General features: G+C 55.9%; 30 protein-coding genes and 1 pseudogene. 27 read left to right on the top strand and 4 right to left on the bottom strand.

Going from position 1 to position 19,130, the window contains the following annotated elements:
* Positions 1-7 precede the first annotated feature (7 nt).
* From N6P30_RS21365 to N6P30_RS21325, 9 genes are all read left to right on the top strand, one after another.
* The gene (locus N6P30_RS21365) at positions 8-235 is read left to right on the top strand and encodes a phage filamentation protein Fil family protein (protein ID WP_154827346.1); all 228 of its coding nucleotides are present in this window, start codon (positions 8-10) and stop codon (positions 233-235) included.
* Complete coding sequence (locus tag N6P30_RS21360) at positions 216-422, top strand: hypothetical protein (RefSeq protein ID WP_154827347.1); 207 nt, start codon at positions 216-218, stop codon at positions 420-422. Before N6P30_RS21365 ends, N6P30_RS21360 begins: the two co-directional genes overlap by 20 nt.
* A gap of 67 nt (positions 423-489) precedes the next feature.
* Entirely contained in the window at positions 490-723 is a 234-nt protein-coding gene (locus N6P30_RS21355) for a DUF2732 family protein (RefSeq protein WP_154827348.1), read from the top strand.
* On the top strand, positions 723-941 hold the full coding sequence (locus N6P30_RS21350; RefSeq protein ID WP_154827349.1) for a hypothetical protein: 219 nt from the start codon (positions 723-725) through the stop codon (positions 939-941). Before N6P30_RS21355 ends, N6P30_RS21350 begins: the two co-directional genes overlap by 1 nt.
* The gene (locus N6P30_RS21345) at positions 941-1,165 is read left to right on the top strand and encodes a TraR/DksA family transcriptional regulator (RefSeq protein ID WP_154827350.1); all 225 of its coding nucleotides are present in this window, start codon (positions 941-943) and stop codon (positions 1,163-1,165) included. The genes N6P30_RS21350 and N6P30_RS21345 overlap by 1 nt, the downstream gene beginning before the upstream one ends.
* Positions 1,162-1,350, top strand: a complete 189-nt coding sequence (locus N6P30_RS21340) for a hypothetical protein (RefSeq protein WP_154827351.1) — start codon at positions 1,162-1,164, stop codon at positions 1,348-1,350. Before N6P30_RS21345 ends, N6P30_RS21340 begins: the two co-directional genes overlap by 4 nt.
* Positions 1,347-2,207: a DNA adenine methylase gene (locus N6P30_RS21335; RefSeq protein ID WP_154827352.1), complete on the top strand. Its 861-nt coding sequence runs from the start codon at positions 1,347-1,349 to the stop codon at positions 2,205-2,207. Before N6P30_RS21340 ends, N6P30_RS21335 begins: the two co-directional genes overlap by 4 nt.
* Entirely contained in the window at positions 2,208-4,514 is a 2,307-nt protein-coding gene (locus tag N6P30_RS21330; protein ID WP_154827353.1) for a replication endonuclease, read from the top strand. It abuts the gene before it with no gap.
* Between the two features lie 142 nt (positions 4,515-4,656).
* Entirely contained in the window at positions 4,657-4,839 is a 183-nt protein-coding gene (locus tag N6P30_RS21325) for a hypothetical protein (protein ID WP_154827354.1), read from the top strand.
* 435 nt (positions 4,840-5,274) lie between these two features.
* Here N6P30_RS21325 and N6P30_RS21315 read toward each other — a convergent pair whose 3' ends face one another.
* The 3 genes from N6P30_RS21315 to N6P30_RS21305 are packed head-to-tail and all read right to left on the bottom strand — an operon-like array spanning position 5,275 to position 8,779.
* Entirely contained in the window at positions 5,275-6,333 is a 1,059-nt protein-coding gene (locus tag N6P30_RS21315) for a phage portal protein (RefSeq protein ID WP_154827356.1), read from the bottom strand.
* A complete protein-coding gene (locus N6P30_RS21310) occupies positions 6,330-7,013 on the bottom strand; it encodes a terminase large subunit domain-containing protein (protein WP_154827357.1) in 684 nt (227 codons plus the stop codon). Before N6P30_RS21310 ends, N6P30_RS21315 begins: the two co-directional genes overlap by 4 nt.
* Positions 7,013-8,779: a terminase ATPase subunit family protein gene (locus N6P30_RS21305; protein ID WP_154827358.1), complete on the bottom strand. Its 1,767-nt coding sequence runs from the start codon at positions 8,777-8,779 to the stop codon at positions 7,013-7,015. The genes N6P30_RS21310 and N6P30_RS21305 overlap by 1 nt, the downstream gene beginning before the upstream one ends.
* Before the next feature lie 145 nt (positions 8,780-8,924).
* Between N6P30_RS21305 and N6P30_RS21300 the strand changes: the two genes are divergently transcribed.
* The 18 genes and pseudogenes from N6P30_RS21300 (at position 8,925) to N6P30_RS21215 (ending at position 18,553) form a co-directional block, all read left to right on the top strand.
* Positions 8,925-9,767, top strand: coding sequence for a GPO family capsid scaffolding protein (locus N6P30_RS21300; protein ID WP_154827359.1), 843 nt, complete (start codon positions 8,925-8,927; stop codon positions 9,765-9,767).
* A 15-nt stretch (positions 9,768-9,782) separates the two neighbouring features.
* Complete coding sequence (locus tag N6P30_RS21295; protein ID WP_154827360.1) at positions 9,783-10,925, top strand: phage major capsid protein, P2 family; 1,143 nt, start codon at positions 9,783-9,785, stop codon at positions 10,923-10,925.
* Between the two features lie 2 nt (positions 10,926-10,927).
* Positions 10,928-11,581: a phage terminase small subunit gene (gpM, locus tag N6P30_RS21290; protein WP_154827361.1), complete on the top strand. Its 654-nt coding sequence runs from the start codon at positions 10,928-10,930 to the stop codon at positions 11,579-11,581.
* Positions 11,582-11,681: 100 nt separating this feature from the next.
* Positions 11,682-12,149, top strand: a complete 468-nt coding sequence (locus N6P30_RS21285) for a head completion/stabilization protein (protein WP_154827362.1) — start codon at positions 11,682-11,684, stop codon at positions 12,147-12,149.
* Complete coding sequence (locus N6P30_RS21280) at positions 12,149-12,352, top strand: tail protein X (RefSeq protein ID WP_154827363.1); 204 nt, start codon at positions 12,149-12,151, stop codon at positions 12,350-12,352. Before N6P30_RS21285 ends, N6P30_RS21280 begins: the two co-directional genes overlap by 1 nt.
* Positions 12,352-12,570, top strand: a complete 219-nt coding sequence (locus N6P30_RS21275; protein ID WP_249040116.1) for an HP1 family phage holin — start codon at positions 12,352-12,354, stop codon at positions 12,568-12,570. Before N6P30_RS21280 ends, N6P30_RS21275 begins: the two co-directional genes overlap by 1 nt.
* On the top strand, positions 12,551-13,066 hold the full coding sequence (locus tag N6P30_RS21270; RefSeq protein WP_154827364.1) for a lysozyme: 516 nt from the start codon (positions 12,551-12,553) through the stop codon (positions 13,064-13,066). The genes N6P30_RS21275 and N6P30_RS21270 overlap by 20 nt, the downstream gene beginning before the upstream one ends.
* The gene (locus tag N6P30_RS21265) at positions 13,063-13,491 is read left to right on the top strand and encodes a DNZ54_00345 family protein (RefSeq protein ID WP_154827365.1); all 429 of its coding nucleotides are present in this window, start codon (positions 13,063-13,065) and stop codon (positions 13,489-13,491) included. Before N6P30_RS21270 ends, N6P30_RS21265 begins: the two co-directional genes overlap by 4 nt.
* Positions 13,476-13,910 (top strand): Rz-like lysis system protein LysB, encoded by a 435-nt coding sequence (gene lysB / locus N6P30_RS21260; RefSeq protein ID WP_154827366.1) that lies wholly within the window; start codon positions 13,476-13,478, stop codon positions 13,908-13,910. The genes N6P30_RS21265 and lysB overlap by 16 nt, the downstream gene beginning before the upstream one ends.
* Positions 13,795-14,037, top strand: coding sequence for an Rz1-like lysis system protein LysC (gene lysC / locus N6P30_RS21255; protein ID WP_249040117.1), 243 nt, complete (start codon positions 13,795-13,797; stop codon positions 14,035-14,037). Before lysB ends, lysC begins: the two co-directional genes overlap by 116 nt.
* Positions 14,000-14,431 carry a phage tail protein gene (locus N6P30_RS21250; RefSeq protein WP_154827367.1) on the top strand — a complete coding sequence of 144 codons (432 nt, stop codon included), beginning with the start codon at positions 14,000-14,002 and terminating at the stop codon, positions 14,429-14,431. The genes lysC and N6P30_RS21250 overlap by 38 nt, the downstream gene beginning before the upstream one ends.
* Positions 14,424-14,870 (top strand): phage virion morphogenesis protein, encoded by a 447-nt coding sequence (locus N6P30_RS21245; RefSeq protein ID WP_154827368.1) that lies wholly within the window; start codon positions 14,424-14,426, stop codon positions 14,868-14,870. Before N6P30_RS21250 ends, N6P30_RS21245 begins: the two co-directional genes overlap by 8 nt.
* 65 nt (positions 14,871-14,935) lie before the next feature.
* Positions 14,936-15,502, top strand: a complete 567-nt coding sequence (locus N6P30_RS21240) for a phage baseplate assembly protein V (RefSeq protein WP_154827369.1) — start codon at positions 14,936-14,938, stop codon at positions 15,500-15,502.
* A complete protein-coding gene (locus N6P30_RS21235; protein ID WP_154827370.1) occupies positions 15,499-15,849 on the top strand; it encodes a GPW/gp25 family protein in 351 nt (116 codons plus the stop codon). Before N6P30_RS21240 ends, N6P30_RS21235 begins: the two co-directional genes overlap by 4 nt.
* A complete protein-coding gene (locus N6P30_RS21230; RefSeq protein WP_154827371.1) occupies positions 15,846-16,757 on the top strand; it encodes a baseplate J/gp47 family protein in 912 nt (303 codons plus the stop codon). The genes N6P30_RS21235 and N6P30_RS21230 overlap by 4 nt, the downstream gene beginning before the upstream one ends.
* Complete coding sequence (locus tag N6P30_RS21225) at positions 16,750-17,355, top strand: phage tail protein I (RefSeq protein ID WP_170226945.1); 606 nt, start codon at positions 16,750-16,752, stop codon at positions 17,353-17,355. The genes N6P30_RS21230 and N6P30_RS21225 overlap by 8 nt, the downstream gene beginning before the upstream one ends.
* Positions 17,352-18,296 (top strand): annotated as a pseudogene (locus tag N6P30_RS21220) (phage tail protein); the annotation flags it as partial. The gene N6P30_RS21225 and the pseudogene N6P30_RS21220, both read left to right, overlap by 4 nt.
* A 2-nt stretch (positions 18,297-18,298) precedes the next feature.
* Entirely contained in the window at positions 18,299-18,553 is a 255-nt protein-coding gene (locus N6P30_RS21215; RefSeq protein WP_154827374.1) for a tail fiber assembly protein, read from the top strand.
* Here N6P30_RS21215 and N6P30_RS21210 read toward each other — a convergent pair.
* Positions 18,530-18,940, bottom strand: a complete 411-nt coding sequence (locus tag N6P30_RS21210) for a hypothetical protein (protein WP_154827375.1) — start codon at positions 18,938-18,940, stop codon at positions 18,530-18,532. The genes N6P30_RS21215 and N6P30_RS21210 overlap by 24 nt on opposite strands.
* Between the last annotated feature and the right edge of the window lie 190 nt (positions 18,941-19,130).

Below are 19,130 nucleotides of genomic sequence, written 5' to 3'. Positions count from 1 at the left end.
GTCGGTCATGGATAACGCACCTTCATTCGCTTCATTGCTGGTTCGTCAGAGTCCCTCCATGCATTACGGCAACGGCTGGATTATGGGTAAAGACGGTAAGCGCTGGCATCCAAGCCGCGACCAGTCCGAATTATTAAACGGGCTGAAAACCAAGCGGAAATCGCCAGCATATTTAATTATTCGTATTGCTCGTTCATTAATAAAAAGGGTGGCTTATGGCTCTTTCAAAAAATGACCTTAATTTAATTCTCGGTGTTGTGATCCCTAATATGGATAACGGCTTCGAAATTAAAACCCGATCAGGTGAGATTTTCAAAGTTGACCCGAACTGGGAGTGCTGTCAGGAATTTATGGAGGCACTAAAAGCGGAAATGATTAACCAGTTGAATCAGAAACCGCACCGCGTCTACGGCTACAACTAATCATTCAAGTTAATTAATGGCGTAAACCCGCCGGGCATTCTTTTGCCCGAATTCTGGAGAAATGAAAATGCGAAATACCGAAACACGTAAAACCAAAACCGGGCCTGATGATGCAGGCCTTAATTATTTGCTCACTGAGGCCCGCAAAGATGAACGCCGGGGCCGCGCTGAGGCTATGGCCGCGCGTCTGGACACGCTGGCTGCTCGTATCACCTCACGCCAGCTCAACTACGCAGAAGCAGCAGAGTTATTGCGCGATGAGGCCGTCAAAATCCAGAACGAAGCCCAGGAGATCCACTGATGCATAACGCGCAATTGATTCCCGGCCAGCGTGTTCTGGTGACCCCACTTGAATCGGACAATGTTTACAACGGGATATTTATTAAGCGCCTGCCCAAAGGGGTAAGCGTTTTTATCCTTGCGGATTTCGTCGGCCTTACTGGCCCCGATGATATTGGCGATGTGTATTTAACCGACAGCATAGTTAGTCGCTGCGTAAAACCGGCGGAGTCTCACTGATGGCTGACTCTATCGATCTGGCCCAGCAACGCGAGCATGAAGAACGCGAGCGCCTGATTCTTAATGCCCGCAGCCGTGGCGCTGCGGTTTCCCGTTTTCTGTGCGAATCGTGCGGCGAATCCATCCCGGAAGCGCGGCGCATCGCCGTACCGGGCGTGGCGCTGTGCGTCACCTGTCAGGAAATTACAGAGCTGAAGTCTGTGCATTACAAGGGGGCTGTATGAACAAAGAAAGACTGGCCGTTAAGCCGCTGACCGATGCGGAACTGGATGAAATCATAGCCGGGAACGTTGACGGCGTTGAGCCTACAACTCAGGAAATATCGATGGCGCTGGAATTACGCGAGCGTCGCAGCCTTACCCGGATAAATTTAGTTGTTGAGTCGGCTAAGCAAGGCGGTGCTGTATGAGCACCATCCTGAAATGGGCGGGTAATAAAACTGACCTTATGCCGGAACTGTTAGCGCATCTTCCCAAAGGCCCGCGACTGGTTGAACCGTTCGCGGGTTCCTGCGCTGTGATGATGGCAACAGACTATCCTCATTATCTTGTCGCGGATATTAACCCTGATTTAATTAATCTGTATCGCACCATCGCAGAGGATTGCGAAAACTTTATACTGCGGGCAAAAGCAGTGTTTGAAAGCTTTGTACTGGCTGAAAATTATTACCGGGTGCGTGAGGCTTTTAATCATGACCGTGAAATAAATACTTTTCACCGCGCTGTTTATTTCCTCTATCTCAACCGCCATTCATACCGTGGGCTTTGCCGTTATAACCAGAGCGGCGGCTTTAACGTCCCGTTCGGGAATTACAAAAAGCCTTATTTCCCGGAAACGGAAATACGTGCCTTTGCAGAAAAAGCAAAACGCGCCACGTTTGTCTGCGCCAGCTTCGACGAAACCCTGAATATGCTGGAACCGGGTGACGTGATTTACTGTGATCCACCTTATGACGGTGTGTTTACCGGTTATCACTCCAGCGGCTTTAAGGAGGATGATCAATATCATCTTGCGTCCATTCTTGAGCGCCGTTCATCAGAAGGTTACCCGGTTGTTGTATCCAACAGCGACACCTCCTTAACCCGTTCACTCTATCGCAATTTCGTTTATCACCGCATCACGGCCAGGCGTAGTCTCGGCGTTGCTGCCGGTGAAAGTAAGTCGGCACCAGAAATTATCGCCGTATCCCGCCGCCCCAAACAAACGGCGTGGTTCGGGATTGATTTAGCCCGTGACCGCGATTGCCCGGTAGAAGTGCATCTGTAAATGACTGATACCGTTTTTGCTTACGCATGGAACGCACCCCGCGCCGCTGTCGGAGCTTATAAGGCTGACGACAGTGAGCGTGGTATCCGTTATCTGACACCTGACGGTAAGCGTAAGTTTCTATCTGCGATGGAGCTGGCGGAAACCGATGAAAAACCAGACCGCAGCAAGGCCGCCCGCCGCCGTCTGGCTTCGTTGCCTCATTACGTCCGCAGTTTTTATGCGCGCAAACTGGAGCAGATGGACGCGAAGGGCAAAAAAGCCGCCGATAACTGGCTGTTAAATACCTTTGAGCGCCATGTCCTTTCCCGTATTGACCATGTGAATGACCGTTACCTGCCGAATGCGACGTTACCGGCGGCCCTGTTGCCGCTGCGTAATGAGTTTTTCCGCCTGTTGTGGGCCGGTAAAAAAGAGCTGAAACGCCTGGCGCATAGTCTTGCTGATATCCTGCAAACCGAGTTTATGCGCGAGTTTGATTTCCAGTATGAACGCACCACAGATCCGCACTTTTCCACCGTTTCGGCTTATGGGCGGATGGGGTTTCTTGCTTCTCATCTGAATACCCCCGTTCCGGGCTGGACGGCTTATTGCAATGAAGAACTGGAAGGCGAGGACGCGCTTAAATACGTGGCGCGTATGCAGTCGCCGCAATGGTGGCTTAACCGGCTGCGCCGGATGCATTCCCGCTGGTGCGAACACCTGATGATTGCAGCGGGATATGTTCACAAAAAGGCCGCCTCTTACTGTAGCGATCCCTGCCTTCAGGAGTGGACGGCGCAGAAAAAAGCCAATCGTGAATATCTGAAAGCAATGGAGCTGGAAGACCAGGACACCGGCGAGCGTTTTTCTCTGATCGATAAGGTGGCGGCCAGTACCGCAAACCCGGCTAACCGTCGCCGTGAGTTAATGGCCCGGATGCGTGGCTTTGAAGATATAGCTAACGAGATGGGGCTGGCCGGTGCCTTTTTCACACTGACCGCGCCCTCGAAATATCACGCGATGCAGCATAACGGTAAACGCAACGGTAAATATAACGGTGCTTCCCCCCGCGATACCCAGCAATATCTTTGTAAGGTGTGGGCGCGTACCCGTGCGGCATGGTTACGCAACGGGATCAGGGTGTTCGGTTTTCGCGTCGCTGAACCACATCATGATGAAACTCCGCACTGGCATCTGTTGCTGTTCATGAAGCCGGAAAATATTACCCTGGCTCGCGATATTTTTCAGGAGCAAGCCCTTAAAGAGGATGGAAACGAACCGGGCGCACTTGAAAACCGGTTTGAAATGAAACTTATCGATAAAGAAAAAGGCAGTGCCACCGGGTATATCGCAAAATACATTTCCAAAAATATCGACGGTTATCAGCTGGATGGTGATACCGACGACGAAACCGGAAAACCACTGAAAGAAATGGCCCGCCGCGTGAGCGCGTGGGCTTCCCGCTGGGCTATCCGTCAGTTTCAACAGATTGGCGGCGCGCCGGTTACGGTATGGCGCGAGCTGCGCCGACTCGGTGATCGTGAGCTGGTTTTGCATCCTGAAATTGAGCACGTAAGAGCGCCCGCAGATGCCAGCACCTGGGCGGGGTATGTCATGGCGCAGGGCGGGCCGCTTGTAGCCCGTGACGAACTGCGTGTTCGCCTGTGCTATGAGGTCACCGAAAACGGCAATATTTACGGCGATGATGTATCCAAAATAGCCGGGATCTACAGCCCGTTTGCGCTCACCGATTCCGCAATTTATACCCGCACCACGCAGTACAAAATCGTGCCGAAGCGTAAGCAGGATGACGCTTCTGGTTTTGATTTTGACTTTTCAGGCGGCAGCGCCGCCCCTCGGAGTTCTGTCAATAACTGTACGCGGAAGCCGCGAACGGTTGAAAAAAATACACTTCAGGAAAGCACAGTCATAGCTGACGGTGCCAGTTGCGCTATTGAATATGGCTCCCTGACGCGGAAAGAAAGAAAGGTAGTTGCGGCCCGGCTATCCGCTGAGTTCAAAGCGGAACAGCAGCGCAAACGCGAGCGGCGCAAACGGCAACAGGTATTGCGCCAGCCTGGCGAACGGGCTGAAAAAATCCGCGAATTTGCCAGCTCCATCGGCTGGGATATCGGAGAAACAGAAGTTGGCCTGTTGCTGGCCGGTCAGCGTATTGCGCTGGACGGTGTTTTCTATGTCGCCCGCAGTGACGGTGCGCTCTATAGGACACGGGAAGCTGGCTCAAAGTCCAACATGACCACTATCAATACATGGCTTGGTCGCTTAGGCGCCAGCTATAGATACAGACCCAACAGGGAAACATGAGTTAACGCTTCGTCATAATTTCAAAGAGTTAGCATCATAAAATATATTCACAGCAATTATCATTTTTGGTCGGAAGCACTTTTAAATTTTTTCATTTACGTGATACTGTATGTTTATACAGTTATTATATCGGGAGGGATTCATGGTTGTTGATGAAGTCAGCCGTACCCAGCATAAATGGGCCTGCGTACAATTTATTGCGGAAGTTTCATTGATAGCTAACTGCAAACCATCAGATTTGAAGTTGGCACTAAGCCTAATCGCTGACCTGGCAAATGATGAAAATCAGAAGGCTGAACATGAAATTTTTTATAAAGCCGACTAAGTTGGCAGGTGTGTCTGATGAAAAATTAGCCAAAGCTATCCCGTTCCATGTCGTGCATGTCTATGCTGCATGAAAATGAAGGATCCAAAAAGGATCGTTACTCCCCTCGCCCGCCTTCTCTGGCGGGCTTTCTCTATGCTCATGCGCCTGCATGAAAAACCATATACAAAGCGGGCAGGCGTGGCGGGGCTACGAGCGCGCGGTTTGGGTTTTCAGGGGTGGGATGGTGATCAAAATGGGGCAAAATGACAGCCTCCGGGCTGCTGTGGCGTCGTGGTGCTGAGAGGCAGTAAGGAAGAAGGATAAAAACAACGAGGCCGCAGCAAGCCTCCTGTGCGTTTTTAGGATAGGTGAGCCGATTAGATGAGTATTCGGCTCACTATTTGAGCCAAAAAAAACCGCCAGTTAAGGCGGTTACGGTCTTGTTCAGGCTGGTTAACTGTTTTCATCGGGGTCAAGGTTGTAAGGTTCAAATGTAATAACCTCTTCACCAAGCCAGTCATTAAGTTCGCTCATTCGTTTCTGAAGCGGGATCAGCTCATTGCGAACAAAAACTTTTGCCGCCTTTTCTACGTCACCGAAACCGCCGGTATTAGTCGGGATGATGCCCATCAGCTGAGGCGGCACACGGTGCGCGGCCAGCATGTCATCACGGCTGATATTTTTAATATTCAGGAACTCATCCTTTGCCGCCACTTCCGACAGCGGGATTATCTGGATGCCATCCTTTTTCCCGTTCGGACTGTACATAAACAGATTGCGGAAGTTCCCCGGCCCTTTCGACTTTTTCAGCGCCTCGCGGATATTATCCACGTCCTGCTGGTTGGCAGCCGGGTCGCTCATATACATGATGAATCCCGCGTGTGAGCCGTTCAGGTAATACTTACGGCGAAACAGTGTGGCCGACTCGTTAAGCAGGGTTGACGGGATGGCGGACAGGTATTCCGGCAGGCCGTAAATCTCCTGGTTCAAATCCGGCTCCATCAGGTGAAACACGCGGCCCGCGTCAAACTGGTACGGATCCTTGTTGTACCCGTACTGCACAAACCAGTAGGTATCAAGGTCCGTACCGCGCCGGGTAAATTTCGCCAGCGATGGCTCAAGGCTCAACGTCTGGCCCAGCCGGTTAACGCGCTGCTCAAGGTAGCTGTTACCAAAAGTCAGGAAGTCCAGAGCGAACCGGGAAAAAGCCTGCTTTGACAGCCAGCGATGCGGGATAAACGTACTCGTCAGGATGTTGCGCTTTACGTAAATTGCACTGCTGTGGTGGGGGGCTGCCCGGAACGTGCGCGCCAGCCCATCCAGGCTAATGGGTGGTTCATACCACCGATCCACCTGAACGCATTCCAGATAATCCATCAGCTCACGCCGGTCCAGAACGGGTACCGGCTCACCGAAGCTGAACGCTTCCACGCCGGGTGTATTCTGCGTCATGGGTTCTGCCGCGCTGATGCTGTCAGCTTTGCTGCGACCGGCTGTTTTTTTCTTGCTCATTCCGGCTGCTCCTGGTCTTCCTGCGGCCATTTACACATAAACAACATGGCAAAATTTTCCGCTGACATTGCGCGGCGGTATTCGTTGATATCTGCCGGGCTTAACAGGGGCGCGTCTTCGCGCATATGGTCAGAAAGAATTACCGTTCCCCTGCTGGCAGTGCTGAGTTTTTTCCAGACTTTCCACGCCTCCTGATTTTTTGAAGGGGTCGTATACGTGGTAAGACGGTGGCGAACATTTGCGGCGACAGCTTTGCTCTGCGCAATGAGTGTGCGGGGGTGATTTGCCCAGGCATATTCGCTGACATAAGCATTTCCACACAGACCGGCAAAATGACTTTTTTCCCCTGCAAAATAAATTACCGCACCATTGCTCAGCAAAATTCGTCCGGTATCACCTTTGATGTTCACTCCCACATCATGGGCGAAAGCGGCAATGTAATGACGGTTAGCGCCTTCTGCGCTGGCTTCCGTTGTGCCGATAAACACCTGATTTCTTCCGGTCTCGATAGCATCAATCAGTGCTTCCAGAGAAAAAGCAAAGTCAGCGCCACACTGGCGCATTTTGGTGTAGTGGCGCTGCCTGGCGGGATTGCGCATCCATTGTTGCTGATATCCAAAAAGCCGGGTGGCTCGCTGCTTCAGGGCGTTAAGTTGATCGGGGGTAAAAGAATAAGCCATTAAAAAATCTCCACGATATTGCTGTTGTTAACGGTGGTGCCTTCCAGCGGTTCATTGAACAGGGCGTGCATGGTCGCCCAGGCCAAATCGGCGTGACTGGCTTCCTCGCTGCGGCTGGCTTCATAGGTCGGACGATTGCCGCTGGCTGTGGTGGCGCGGCGAATGGCCATGAAGGATTGCGCGATATCAGTCAGGCCCGCGTCATATTCCAGACGGCGGTGGCTGATGATGTCGTATGCCTTCAGGACCAGGGCGTTTTTCACGTTCGGGTTGTAAACAAACTCGCGGGCCGCCGGGAAAAACTGCTTAACGGACTTGTAAACGCCATCGCCCACGCCGGTGGAGTCGATGCCGATATAAGTCACGTTGTATTTTTTCGTCAGCTCTTCGATGGCCTTCGCCTGGGCGCGGAAGTCCATGCCGCGCCACTGGTGGCGTTCAAGGATGCGGAACTTACCGCCCGGCACATCCGGTGGCGCAATAACCACGCACCCGGCGCTGTCACCGTTCTGGGTTCCCTTTGCCGGGTCGTAACCAATCCAGACCGGACGCCAGCCAAACGGGCGGATCATCAGCGGTTCGAAGTCGTCCCACACTTCCCAGCTGTCCACCATGCAGGCCTGCATCAGCGCCAGCGGGAACACTGACGCCAGGTCGTCCACAAACTGGCACATCAGCAGGTTCTGGAATTCGTCCGGGCTGTACTCCAGGCTGAGCTGGTCGAGGTCGAACAGGTTACAGCCGCCGCGCACCGCGTCTTCAATGGTGACAATCTGGCGGAACTGGCCGTCCGGGCAGAGCGCGCCGGGTGACAGGTGGGCGTGAGACAGGTCGATCTCCACCCTGTCTGCCTTGGCGCGGCCCTTGTTGAACAGCGCACCGGACCAGAACGGGTACGCGCTGTGGGTCAGGCTGGACGGGGTTGAAAAATAGGTCTGTCGCCATTTTTTATGCAGCGCCATCCCGGAGGCGACCTTGCGCAGCTCCTGGAATTTCGGGATCCAGAAATATTCATCCAGGTACAGGTTGCCGTGATAACTCTGGGCGGTGCGGGCATTGGTCCCCAGAAAATACAGCGTGGCCCCGTTGCTGAGCGTCATCGGGTCGCCCTTCAGTTCAACGTCCACCTCGCGGGCAAACTCAATGATGTACTGTTTGAAAACGTGGGCCTGTGCCTTACTGGCTGAAAGAAAAATCTGGTTGCGCCCGGTGATAAGCGCATCAATCAACGCCTCGCGGGCAAAGTAATACGTTGCGCCAATCTGGCGGGATTTAAGCAGGTTGCGGATGCGGTGAATTTTGCCTGCTTCCCACCACTGCCGCTGGTAGTCGAACGCGGAGCCGTGGAAAATCTCTTCGAGCTTCTCGATCTGCTCGTCGGAAAACACATTCTTTTCCGGCGGCCTGCGCGGGCCTTTGTTACGGTTGGCTACTTTCGGGTTCAGATCGGCTTCATTGCCGCCGTTATTAAATTTCCCGATGCGCGCCTGCTGCACCGCCTGGCGGGACAGTAAATCAATTTCCTTGTAGTCCTTCCCTTCCTTCTGCTCCTTCATGACGAGCTGGCAGTAGCGCGCCGCCGTGGTGAGCTGCATCTGATCCAGTGGGCCAATGTCAGCCCACTTGTCACGCTTTTTCCAGCTGTGAACGGTCGCGGGTTTCTCTCCCAGCATTTCAGCAATGCGGGCGATACGGATCCCACTGAAATACAGGAACATGGCCTGTTTTCGCGGGTCGAGGTCTGAAGTGATGGGCGTCGTATTCATGCCGCCAGACTACGGCCCCGCGCGCGTCTTCTCCGCTTCTGGCTGTTGTGCCATTTCCGGCACAATGCCGCCGCGTTGTTTCGCCGTCCGCACCCCGCAACCATAAAGGCTCACACGTCGTTATGAACTAACCGGAGCCGGAAACATGGCAAAAAAAGCAAAGCGTTTTCGTGTCGGGGTGGAAGGTGCCACCACGGACGGGCGCAATATCGAGCGCGACTGGCTGACCCAGATGGCCGCGAATTACGATCCGCAGGTTTACACCGCCCTGATTAATGTCGAGCACATCAAGGGTTTCACGCCGGACAGTCCGTTCCGCCGCTTCGGGAAGGTTGACCGCCTGGAAGCTGAAGAAATTACCGACGGCAAACTGGCGGGAAAAATGGCGCTGTATGCCTGGATTTCCCCGACGGACGATCTGGTCGCCATGACCGGCAAAATGCAGAAGCTGTTCACGTCCATGGAAGTGAACGTCAGCTTTGCGGACAGCGGCGAAGCCTATCTGGTTGGCCTGGCGGTCACTGACGATCCGGCAAGCCTCGGCACTGAAATGTTGCAGTTCAGCGCAGGCGCGGCAAACAGCCCGCTCGCCAGCCGCAAACTGGCCGCCGGTAACCTGTTCACGGCTGCTGAAGAAACCCTCATCGAATTTGAAGACGAGCCGGAAGAAAAGCCGAATCTCTTCACCCGCGTAAAAGAACTGCTGACCCGTAAATCCGCTGACGATAAGGCGAAGTTTGCCGACGTGCATCAGGCAGTGGAAGCGGTGGCGCAGGAGCACCAGACCCTGTCCGCCACCGTGGACGGGATCGGCACCGCGCAGACCGGGTTTTCCGCCCGCCTGGATGAAATGCAACAGGCCATTGAATCCGGTCGCGCGGAGCTGGTCAGCCTGCGCGAAAAACTTTCCGCTGAAGACAGCCGCAGCGACCGCCGCCCGACAGGCACCGGCGGGAACGGCAGCGCTGAACAACTCACCAACTGCTGACGGAGTTACAGCACAATGAAAAAAACCACCCGCTTTAAATTCAATGCGTATCTGACCCAGCTCGCGACGCTGAACGGCGTCGCCGTGTCGGATATTGCATCGAAGTACACTGCTGAGCCATCCGTCGCGCAGACGCTGGAAACCAAAATTCAGGAGTCATCCGGCTTCCTGCAAAAAATCAACATCATCCCGGTGGATGAGCAGTCCGGCGAGCGTCTGGGGCTGGGTATCGGTGCCTCCATTGCCGGAACCACCGACACCACCCAGAAAGAGCGCGAACCCACCGATCCGACCTATATCGACGGCGAAGAGTACAAATGTACCCAGACCAACTACGACACGGCACTGCCGTATTCAAAGCTGGACCTGTGGGCCAAATTCCAGGACTTCCAGACCCGCATCCGCGATGCGATTGTTCTTCGCCAGGCACTGGACCGCATCATGATCGGCTTTAACGGCGTGAAGCGTGAAAAGACCTCCAACCGGGAAACCTACCCGCTGTTACAGGACGTCAATATCGGCTGGCTGGAGAAAATCCGCCAGGAAGCGCCGGTGCAGGTACTGGATAAAATCGTCAGCGAAGGCCAGGTGATCTCCCCGAAAATCCGCATCGGAACCGGTGGCGACTTCGCCAACCTGGACGCACTGGTGCTGGGCGCAGTGAGTGAAAAAATTGCGCCGTGGTATCAGGAAGACACCGAACTGGTGGTGGTCTGTGGCCGCTCGCTGCTGGCTGACAAGTATTTCCCGATTGTGAACCGCGACCAGCCCAACTCGGAAACGCTGGCGGCGGACCTCATCATCAGCCAGAAACGCATCGGCAACCTGCCCGCCGTGCGCGTTCCGTTCTTCCCTGCGAACGCCATGCTGATCACCCGCCTGGATAACCTGTCCATCTACTGGCAGGACGGCACCCGCCGCCGCTCGGTTATCGACAATCCGAAGCGTGACCGCGTGGAGAATTTTGAGTCCGTCAATGAAGCCTATGTGGTCGAGGATTACGACGGCGTTTGCCTGATTGAAAACATCGAGATGCTGGCCGCTCAGGGTAATGGTTCATCCGGCGCGCTGACTGCCGACAACATCCAGGCGCTGGTCGCGGCTGCGGTTCAGGGCGTGATCGATGGTCAGAACGCCGCAGGCGGCACCGGGGCGTGACCATGAACCCTTTCCGCGCCCACACGCAGTATATCCAGGCTAAGGAGGCCGCCCGCGAGGGTGGCAGCCACGGCGGGGCGAGCGGCTACAACATGATGTTGTTGCAGCTCACCGAACACCGCCGCCGCCTGAAGGGGATCCAGTCAACCGAGCGTAAGTGCGAGCTGAAACGGGAATTTCTGCCGCTCTATGCCGGGTGGATTGCCGGGTTGCTGGAAGCGGATTCCGCACCGCAGGACGACGTGGCGATGTACCTGATGATCTGGCGCATTGATGCCGGTGACTACACCGGCGCGCTGGATATCGCCCGCCATGCCCTGAAGCATGGCTGGGTGATGCCGCAGCGTTTCAACCGCACCACGGCAACGGCTGTTGCTGAAGAGTTTGCCGATGCCGCGATGCGCGCCTTTGCTGATGGCGGCACCTTCAACGCCGCGCTGCTGACGCAGGCGATGGCGCTGGTCGAATCCCACGATATGCCGGACCAGTCCCGCGCCCGTCTTCACAAGGCGCTGGGCTATGCCCTGCGGGATAACGATCAGGCCGTCGCCGCGCTGAACCATCTTAAACGCGCCCTGCAACTGGACAACAACAGCGGTGTGAAAACCGACATCAAGCAGCTGGAATCCCGGTTGCGAAAGGCCGCAAGCGGCTGACGAATCGTGCCAACGCGCGGGGCGGCACGGGGTGGCGACAGGCTGTAAGCCGCATCAAAACCCCGTCCACCGCCCAACTTTTGGGAGTAACGGAATGAATATGAAATTCGTTTCACCGGAGCCGGTGAAGGACGGCGCGCAGGACACCATCACCAACACGCCTTTCTGGCCTGAGATCAGCCTGTCGAAATTCCGCCAGGACATGCGCGCTGACGGCACGGTCACCCCGGAACGGCTGCGCCAGGCACTGCTGACCGCCATGGCCGAAGTCAATGCCGACCTCTACGAGTTTCGCGAGAAACAACAGGCCAGGGGATGCGCGGATTTAAACAGCGTACCGGCGGAGAGTATCGACGGTGAAAGCCAGCGGGTGATGCTGTACCGCCGTGCGGTGTTCTGCTGGGCGAAAGCCAATCTGGTTGAACGTTACCGGGACTTTGACGCCACCGGTGAAGGCAAAAAAAAAGCGGATGAGTATGCACAAACGGCGGACGAACTGATGCGGGATGCCCGCTGGGCCATTTCCCGTGTTCAGGACTTACCGCATATGACGGTGGAGCTTATCTGATGAAAGTCCGGGCGCAACAGAATGACACGGTTGACGCCATCTGCTGGCGTTATTACCGGCGCTCGCAGGGCATGACGGAAGCCGTCCTGAATGCCAACCCCGGACTCGCGGAGCGGGGGCCGATCCTGCCGCACGGGCTGGAAATTGAACTGCCCGAACAGGTGCCGGCGGCTGTCGCCCGGACCATTCAACTCTGGGAGTGATGATGAGTATTGAGCGGATGATGTCGGCGCTGACCTATTTCATCGCGCTGTTTCTGGCCTGGCTGGGCGATTTCTCGCTTCAGGATCTGGGAACGGTGCTTGCCATGGTGCTGGGTGTGGCGGCGTTCGCGCTGTCCTGGTATTACCGGCGCAAAACCTACCAGTTACTGGCCGCCGGGGCGATCAGTCGGGAGGAGTATGAACGCGCAAATCGTTAAACGTTGTGTGATTGGCGTGGTGCTGGCGATTGCCGCCACGCTGCCGCAGTTCCAGTTGCTGAAAACCTCGCCGCAGGGGCTGGCACTGATTGCCGATTATGAGGGCTGCCGCCTCACGCCGTACCGCTGCGCCGCCGGTGTCTGGACTAACGGGATCGGGCATACCGAAGGCGTCGTGCCGGGAAAAACCCTTAACGAGCACCAGGTGGCCGGGAATCTCGTCAGCGACGTGTTACGGGTGGAAAAGGCGCTGGCCGTCTGCGCGCCGGTGGACATGCCGCCGCAGGTGTATGACGCACTGGTCAGCCTGGCGTTTAACGTCGGCACCGGCGCGGTGTGCCGCTCCACGATGGTGTCGTTTATCAAACGGCACCAGTGGTGGCAGGCGTGTGATCAGCTGTCGCGCTGGGTCTACGTCAACGGAGTGAAAAACAACGGGCTTGAAAACCGCCGCGCGCGGGAAAAGGCGTGGTGCTTAAAAGGAGTGAATCCATGAAACGTAAAGTGATTTCTTTTGTGCTGGATGTGGTGCTGACGCTGATGCTGATCGCGGGCCTGATGAAACCGGAAAGCGTGGCGGTGAATTTTGTGGTGGCGTGGGCCTGGCTGGGCTGCGCGCTGTGCCTTGCGGCAATGGCAACCGGCATGGCGGGCCATGTTATCTGGTACGTGTTTGAAAAGGGCAAGGTCCCGGATGCGGAATCGCAGGCGCTGAAGGCGGTACGCGCCATATTTAACCCGGATATTTCCCCGCTGCGCCGGTGGTGGTCCTGGGCAATGTTTGCCGGGATCGTGGTCTGTCTGATTAACGCGGGCTGGCTGGTAGTGGCAATTGTTTATCTGTTCTGCGCTGTGGCATTCCGGTTTACAGCCTCGGTTTATCGTCAGCTGATGGCGGATGCACCATGCACCGTGGCGTAGTGGCGGTTCTGGCGGCGCTGGCTGGCCTGCTGGCCTTTATGGGCTGGCGGCTGAATGAGGCGCATCAGGCTATCGGCAGCCGTGACCGGGACATTGCGGCCCTGTCTGAAAAGCTGAGCGACAAAAATGGCCAGCTCCTGGCCGTGGATATGGTGGCCCGGATGAATGACGCCTTTCAGGCCAGTCTACAGCGCAACACGGAAGCCATTCACACGGCGGCCGCAGAACGTCAGGCAATGATTAAGGAGGTGATCCGTGGTAGTGAAGAAAATGCGCGCTGGGCTGATGCTCCTTTGCCTGCTGATGTTATCCGCCTGCAAAAACGCCCCGCCCTTACCGGCGGCGCAGGTTATCACGCTTTCCTGTCCGGCGGTGACCCGCTGCCAGCTCCCGGCAAGCAACCCGACAACCAACGGTGAACTGCTGGGAGCCAAAGAAAAAGCGGAAACCGCCTGGGGGCTGTGTGCCGCGAAGGTGGATGTGATCGTGGACTGTCAGGAGAAACTCAGTGAAAAAGCCCGATTCCCTGCGCCAGTCCATCAGTGACGGGCTGGACGTTCTGAAGAAAAACCCCGATACCCTGCATCTGTTTGTGGATGAAGGTTTGGTGGTCAGTACCGGCGTTCCGGCCCCTGGCTGGGAATATCGCTACACCCTGAATGTGGTGATAACCGATTACGCCGGGGATCCGAATCTGCTGATGGCCGTCGTCTGCGACTGGCTCACGATTCATCAGCCCGATGCGATGAATAACCCCGAACTACGGGAAAAACTGTTCCGGTTTGAGGTGGATATCCTGAATAACGGTCTCTGCGATATCGCCCTTTATCTGGCGCTGACGGAGCGCGTCATTGTCACGGTTGATAACGGGGTGGCAACGGTGGAAGCCGTACCAGAACCAGAAAACCCGGAAGATAACTACTGGATCCGCCATGGCTGACTTTACCCGGATTGAGGGCTGGCTGGATGCGCTGATAGCACAGCTTGAACCGGCCCAGCGGCGCAAACTGTTGCGGGATGTGGCAACCAGGATCCGTCAGCAACAACAGCAGAATATCAGGATGCAGAAAAACCCGGACGGGAGCGCCTACGAGCCGCGCCGGGTATCAGGCCGCGCCAAAAAAGGCCGTGTCCGCCGCCAGATGTTCAGCAAACTGCGCACCGTGCGATATATGAAAACCCGCGTGACGGCCAGCACGTCAGAAGTGGGGTTTGATGCCAGGGCGCTGCGTATAGCCCGCGTTCACCACTACGGACTGCGTGACCGGGTGAGGCCAGGGGGGCCGCAGGTGACGTATGCACGGCGTGAACTGTTGGGCATAACTGACGCATCTGAAGAACTGATCAGAGAACTCATTATCGAGCATCTGGCGCGCTGATTGTCTGGTGCCTGAAACAACAGCCGGGACTAATCGCCACGCGGCAACAATGGAAAACTGATGTCATGAAAACAGAATTCAGCCTTGCCGAACTATACCGCCTGCTACTGAACCTCATCCGAAAGGGTGTGGTGACAGACGTGGACGCGGAAAACTGGCAGTGTCGGGTCCAGACCGGCGATCTCGAAACCAACTGGCTTAACTGGCTGACCCTGCGCGCCGGTAAATCCCGCACATGGTGGAAGCCGTCCGTGGGTGAACAGGTTCTGGTACTGGCAGTGGGCGGCGAGTTAACCACGGCGTTTGTTCTGCCTGGCATTTATTCCGATGCCTGCCCGCCGCCATCCACTTCAGAGGACGCGACGGTGACCGCGTTCCCGGACGGGGGCTGGATTGAGTATGAGCCGGAAACCGGGCGTTACCTGGTAAAAGCTGGGGCCAGCATCGTTTTTGATGCGCCGCAAAGTATTGCCATTAAAACCGCGATGCTGGACATCAAAGCGGACCGGACGGTGATCGAGGGTGAAGTTACCCAGAGCGGCGGCGCATTGTCTTCCAATGGTGTTGTTCTGGATGCTCATGCGCACACCGGCGTAATGAAGGGCAGCGCTAACACGGGCGGGCCAGTCTGATGATGTACATGGGAATGAATCAGCGGACCGGCGAAGCCATCACGGATATCGATCATATTCGCCAGTCCGTGCGGGACATTCTGACCACCCCCGTCGGTTCCCGGATTTATCGACGGGATTATGGCTCGCTGTTTTTATCGCTGATTGATGATCCAACGAACCCGGCGACAAAACTCAGGGTAATGGCGGCAACCTACAGCGCGCTTAATCGCTGGGAACCGCGTATCCGGTTAGACAGCGTCACGCTGGAAACCACCATGGACGGTGAAATGGTCGTTGAGCTTAGCGGCTATCGTGATGACGGTTCCGCTGTGAGTTTAAGCGTTCCGATGGGGAATAATTTATGAGTGCCGTTGACCTTTCATCCCTGCCCGCGCCGCAGATTATTGATGTGCCGGATTTTGAAACGCTGCTTACGGCGCGCAAGGCGCGTCTGGTATCGCTTTACCCTGCTGAATTACAGGATGCGGTTGCCCGCGCGCTTGAACTGGAATCGGAACCACAACTTAAAATCCTTCAGGAAAACTGCTACCGGGAAATTCTGCTGCGTCAGCGCATCAATGAAGCAGTGCAGGCTGTCATTATTGCCCGTTCCGGCGGCGGGGACCTGGACAACCTGGTCGCCAACTTTAATGTGCAGCGTCTGGTCGTCACGCCAGCGAATGAAACCGCCGTTCCGCCGGTTCCGGCGGTCATGGAAAGTGACGAGGATTTACGCCAGCGCGCGCCGGAAGCGTTCGAGGGTTTATCCGTGGCGGGGCCTGAAGCGGCGTATAACTTTCACGCCCGCAGCGCTGACGGGCGGGTCGCCGATGCATCCACGGTCAGCCCGTCACCCGCTGCGGTGGTGGTGACCGTGCTGTCCCATGAGGGTAACGGGCAGGCCAGCCAGGCGCTGCTGGATATTGTAGCCAGCAAGCTGAGCGCCGAAACCATCCGCCCGCTGGGTGACCGGCTGACTGTTCAGTCCGCCGCTATCACTGAATACCGGGTGGCGGCAAAGCTGCACCTGTTTGATGGCGTGGTGGCCGGTCCCTGTCTGGCGGCAGCGAAGAACAATCTTGCTGCCTATCTGCTGGAGCAAAAGAAGCTGGCGCGCAGTATCCGGCGCGATAACTACAAGGCGGTGCTACGTGTGGCCGGGGTGGACTGGGTGGAGCTGCTGGAGCCTGCCGCCGATGTGCTGATGGATAAGTCACAGTCGGGATACTGCACCGCCACGGATATCACCATTGCCGGGGATGCCAATGAATAGCCTGTTACCACCGGGATCGTCCGCGCTGGAACGTCGTCTTGCTGAAGCCTGCGGCGATATCAGCACCGTTCCGGTGCCGCTGCGCGAACTGTGGAACCCTGACACCTGCCCGGAACACCTGTTGCCCTGGCTTGCCTGGTCATTCTCGGTTGACCGCTGGGATGAGGCCTGGCCGGAAGCGGTGAAACGCCAGGTGGTGCGCGATGCGTATTTCATCCACCGCCAGAAAGGTACGATTGCCGCCGTGCGCCGTGTGGTGGAGCCGTTCGGCTTTCTTATCCGGGTGATCGAGTGGTGGCAGTCCGGTGAAACGCCGGGAACCTTTCGCCTGGATATTGGCGTTCAGGATCAGGGCATCACGGAAGAAACCTATCAGGAACTTGAGCGGCTGATAGCGGGCGCAAAGCCGGTCAGCCGCCATCTTGTTGGCCTGTCCATTAACTTGCAGACCACCGGCAGCGTTATCACCGGCGCGGTCAGCTATCAGGGCGATGAGCTGACCGTATATCCGTACTTTGCTGAAGCTATCAGCGTGGGCGGCCCGGCAGTGTCCGGCGCTGCCATCCATTTGATTGACGAGATGAGCGTAAATCCATGACGGCAAAATATTATGCAATCCTGACCACGCTGGGTGCCGCGAAGCTGGCGAACGCCATGGCGCTGGGAACGAAACTGGAAATTACCACCATGGCCGTGGGCGATGGCGGCGGTGTGCTGCCGACACCGGACGCCAGTCAGACCGCCATTGTCGGCGAACAGCGGCGCGCCCCGATTAACATGCTGAGCATTGACCCGGCAAACCCCGGCCAGATTATTGCTGAACAGGTTATCCCGGAAAATGAGGGCGGTTTCTGGATCCGCACTATCGGTCTGTACGATAAGGACGGGACGCTGATTGCGGTGGCAAACTGCCCGGAAACCTACAAGCCGCAGTTACAGGAAGGCAGCGGGCGTACCCAGACCATCCGCATGATTCTGATCGTGTCGAACACTGATGCCATCACCCTGAAAATTGACCCGTCGGTGGTGCTGGCGACCCGGAAGTACGTTGATGATCGCACAATTGAGGTTAAGGCGTATGCCGATGAGCTGATGGCCGCGCATCTGGCCTCCGCTAACCCGCATAACCAGTATGCACCGAAAGCCTCACCAGCCCTAACCGGGACGCCAACCGCGCCGACACCGGCTAAAACGGACAACACAACCAAACTTGCCACCACGGCGCACGTGAAACTGGTCGCGGCAGATTATGCGCCGCTGGCAAGCCCGGCGTTTATCGGAACGCCAACGGCCCCGACGGCGGCGCAGACCGTCAACAACACGCAGATTGCCACCACGGCTTATGTAAAAGCGGCACTGGCTGCCCTGGTGGATTCCTCACCGGCAGCGCTCGACACGCTGAACGAACTGGCCGCCGCGCTGGGTGACGATCCGAACTTTGCCGCCACCATGACAACTGAACTGTCCAAAAAAATGGATAAGGCCAGTAACGGGGCAGATATTCCAGATGTGGCGGCGTTTCTCACAAACCTTCGTTTGATATTCCGCCGCTGACTCACGAGCAACAGGTGGCACTGGCGGAAAGCGAAAAGCAGCGTCGTATTAATGCAGCCAACGATTTCATGAACGGGAAGCAATGGCCTGGCAAAGCGGCGATGGATCGTCTCACCGCAGCAGAAAAAGCACAATACAACGCGTGGCTTGATTATCTCGATGCGCTGGATGCCATTGATACATCCAACGCTCCGGATATCGACTGGCCAGCAGCCTGCTTAGTTAGATGGCGCAGATGGTAGCTGCTGACTGCCATCTGCAGCTTTGATGTACGCTCGCAGCTCTTTACGATAATTGGTCCAGGCGGCCAATTCATCTTTGACAGCCTCTTCCGTCGTACCGTCATAGTCTTCATCCTGAATTTGCTCATTCAGTTCGTTAATAACGATGGTTGCGCGGTCGTATTCAGACTGAGCTATAGCGAGATTTTCTGCGGCCTGTTCTTCCGGTGTTTTTGCTGGGTCTGGCGGTGCAGTGAACGTTTTCCCATCATATGACCAGCCAACACTTGCGATCAATTCATCACTTAACTCAATAGCATCATAGCCAGGGAAGAGGTCTCCTTCGCCATCCCATGCAATAAGGTTCTCAACAACATTATCTTTTACCAGTGCATAGCGCTTAATCATTATGCTAACTCCTATAAAATTAGTAATACATCACACTCACACCAAACATCATCTATGAATAAAGCCTTCCAGACTGGTGCTTTACATGGTTAAATATCTCATAAGCACATGAGGATGAAAAATGAACACAACCAACATTAAGGCTATGTTTGAATCGCCACGGATAATCTAGACACTTCTGAGCCGTTGA

This window comes from Enterobacter sp. PL1 (assembly GCF_945957325.1).
GTDB lineage: Bacteria > Pseudomonadota > Gammaproteobacteria > Enterobacterales > Enterobacteriaceae > Enterobacter > Enterobacter roggenkampii.
Note: the sequence above shows the minus strand (reverse complement) of the source record. Positions and strands in the feature narration are given on the sequence as shown.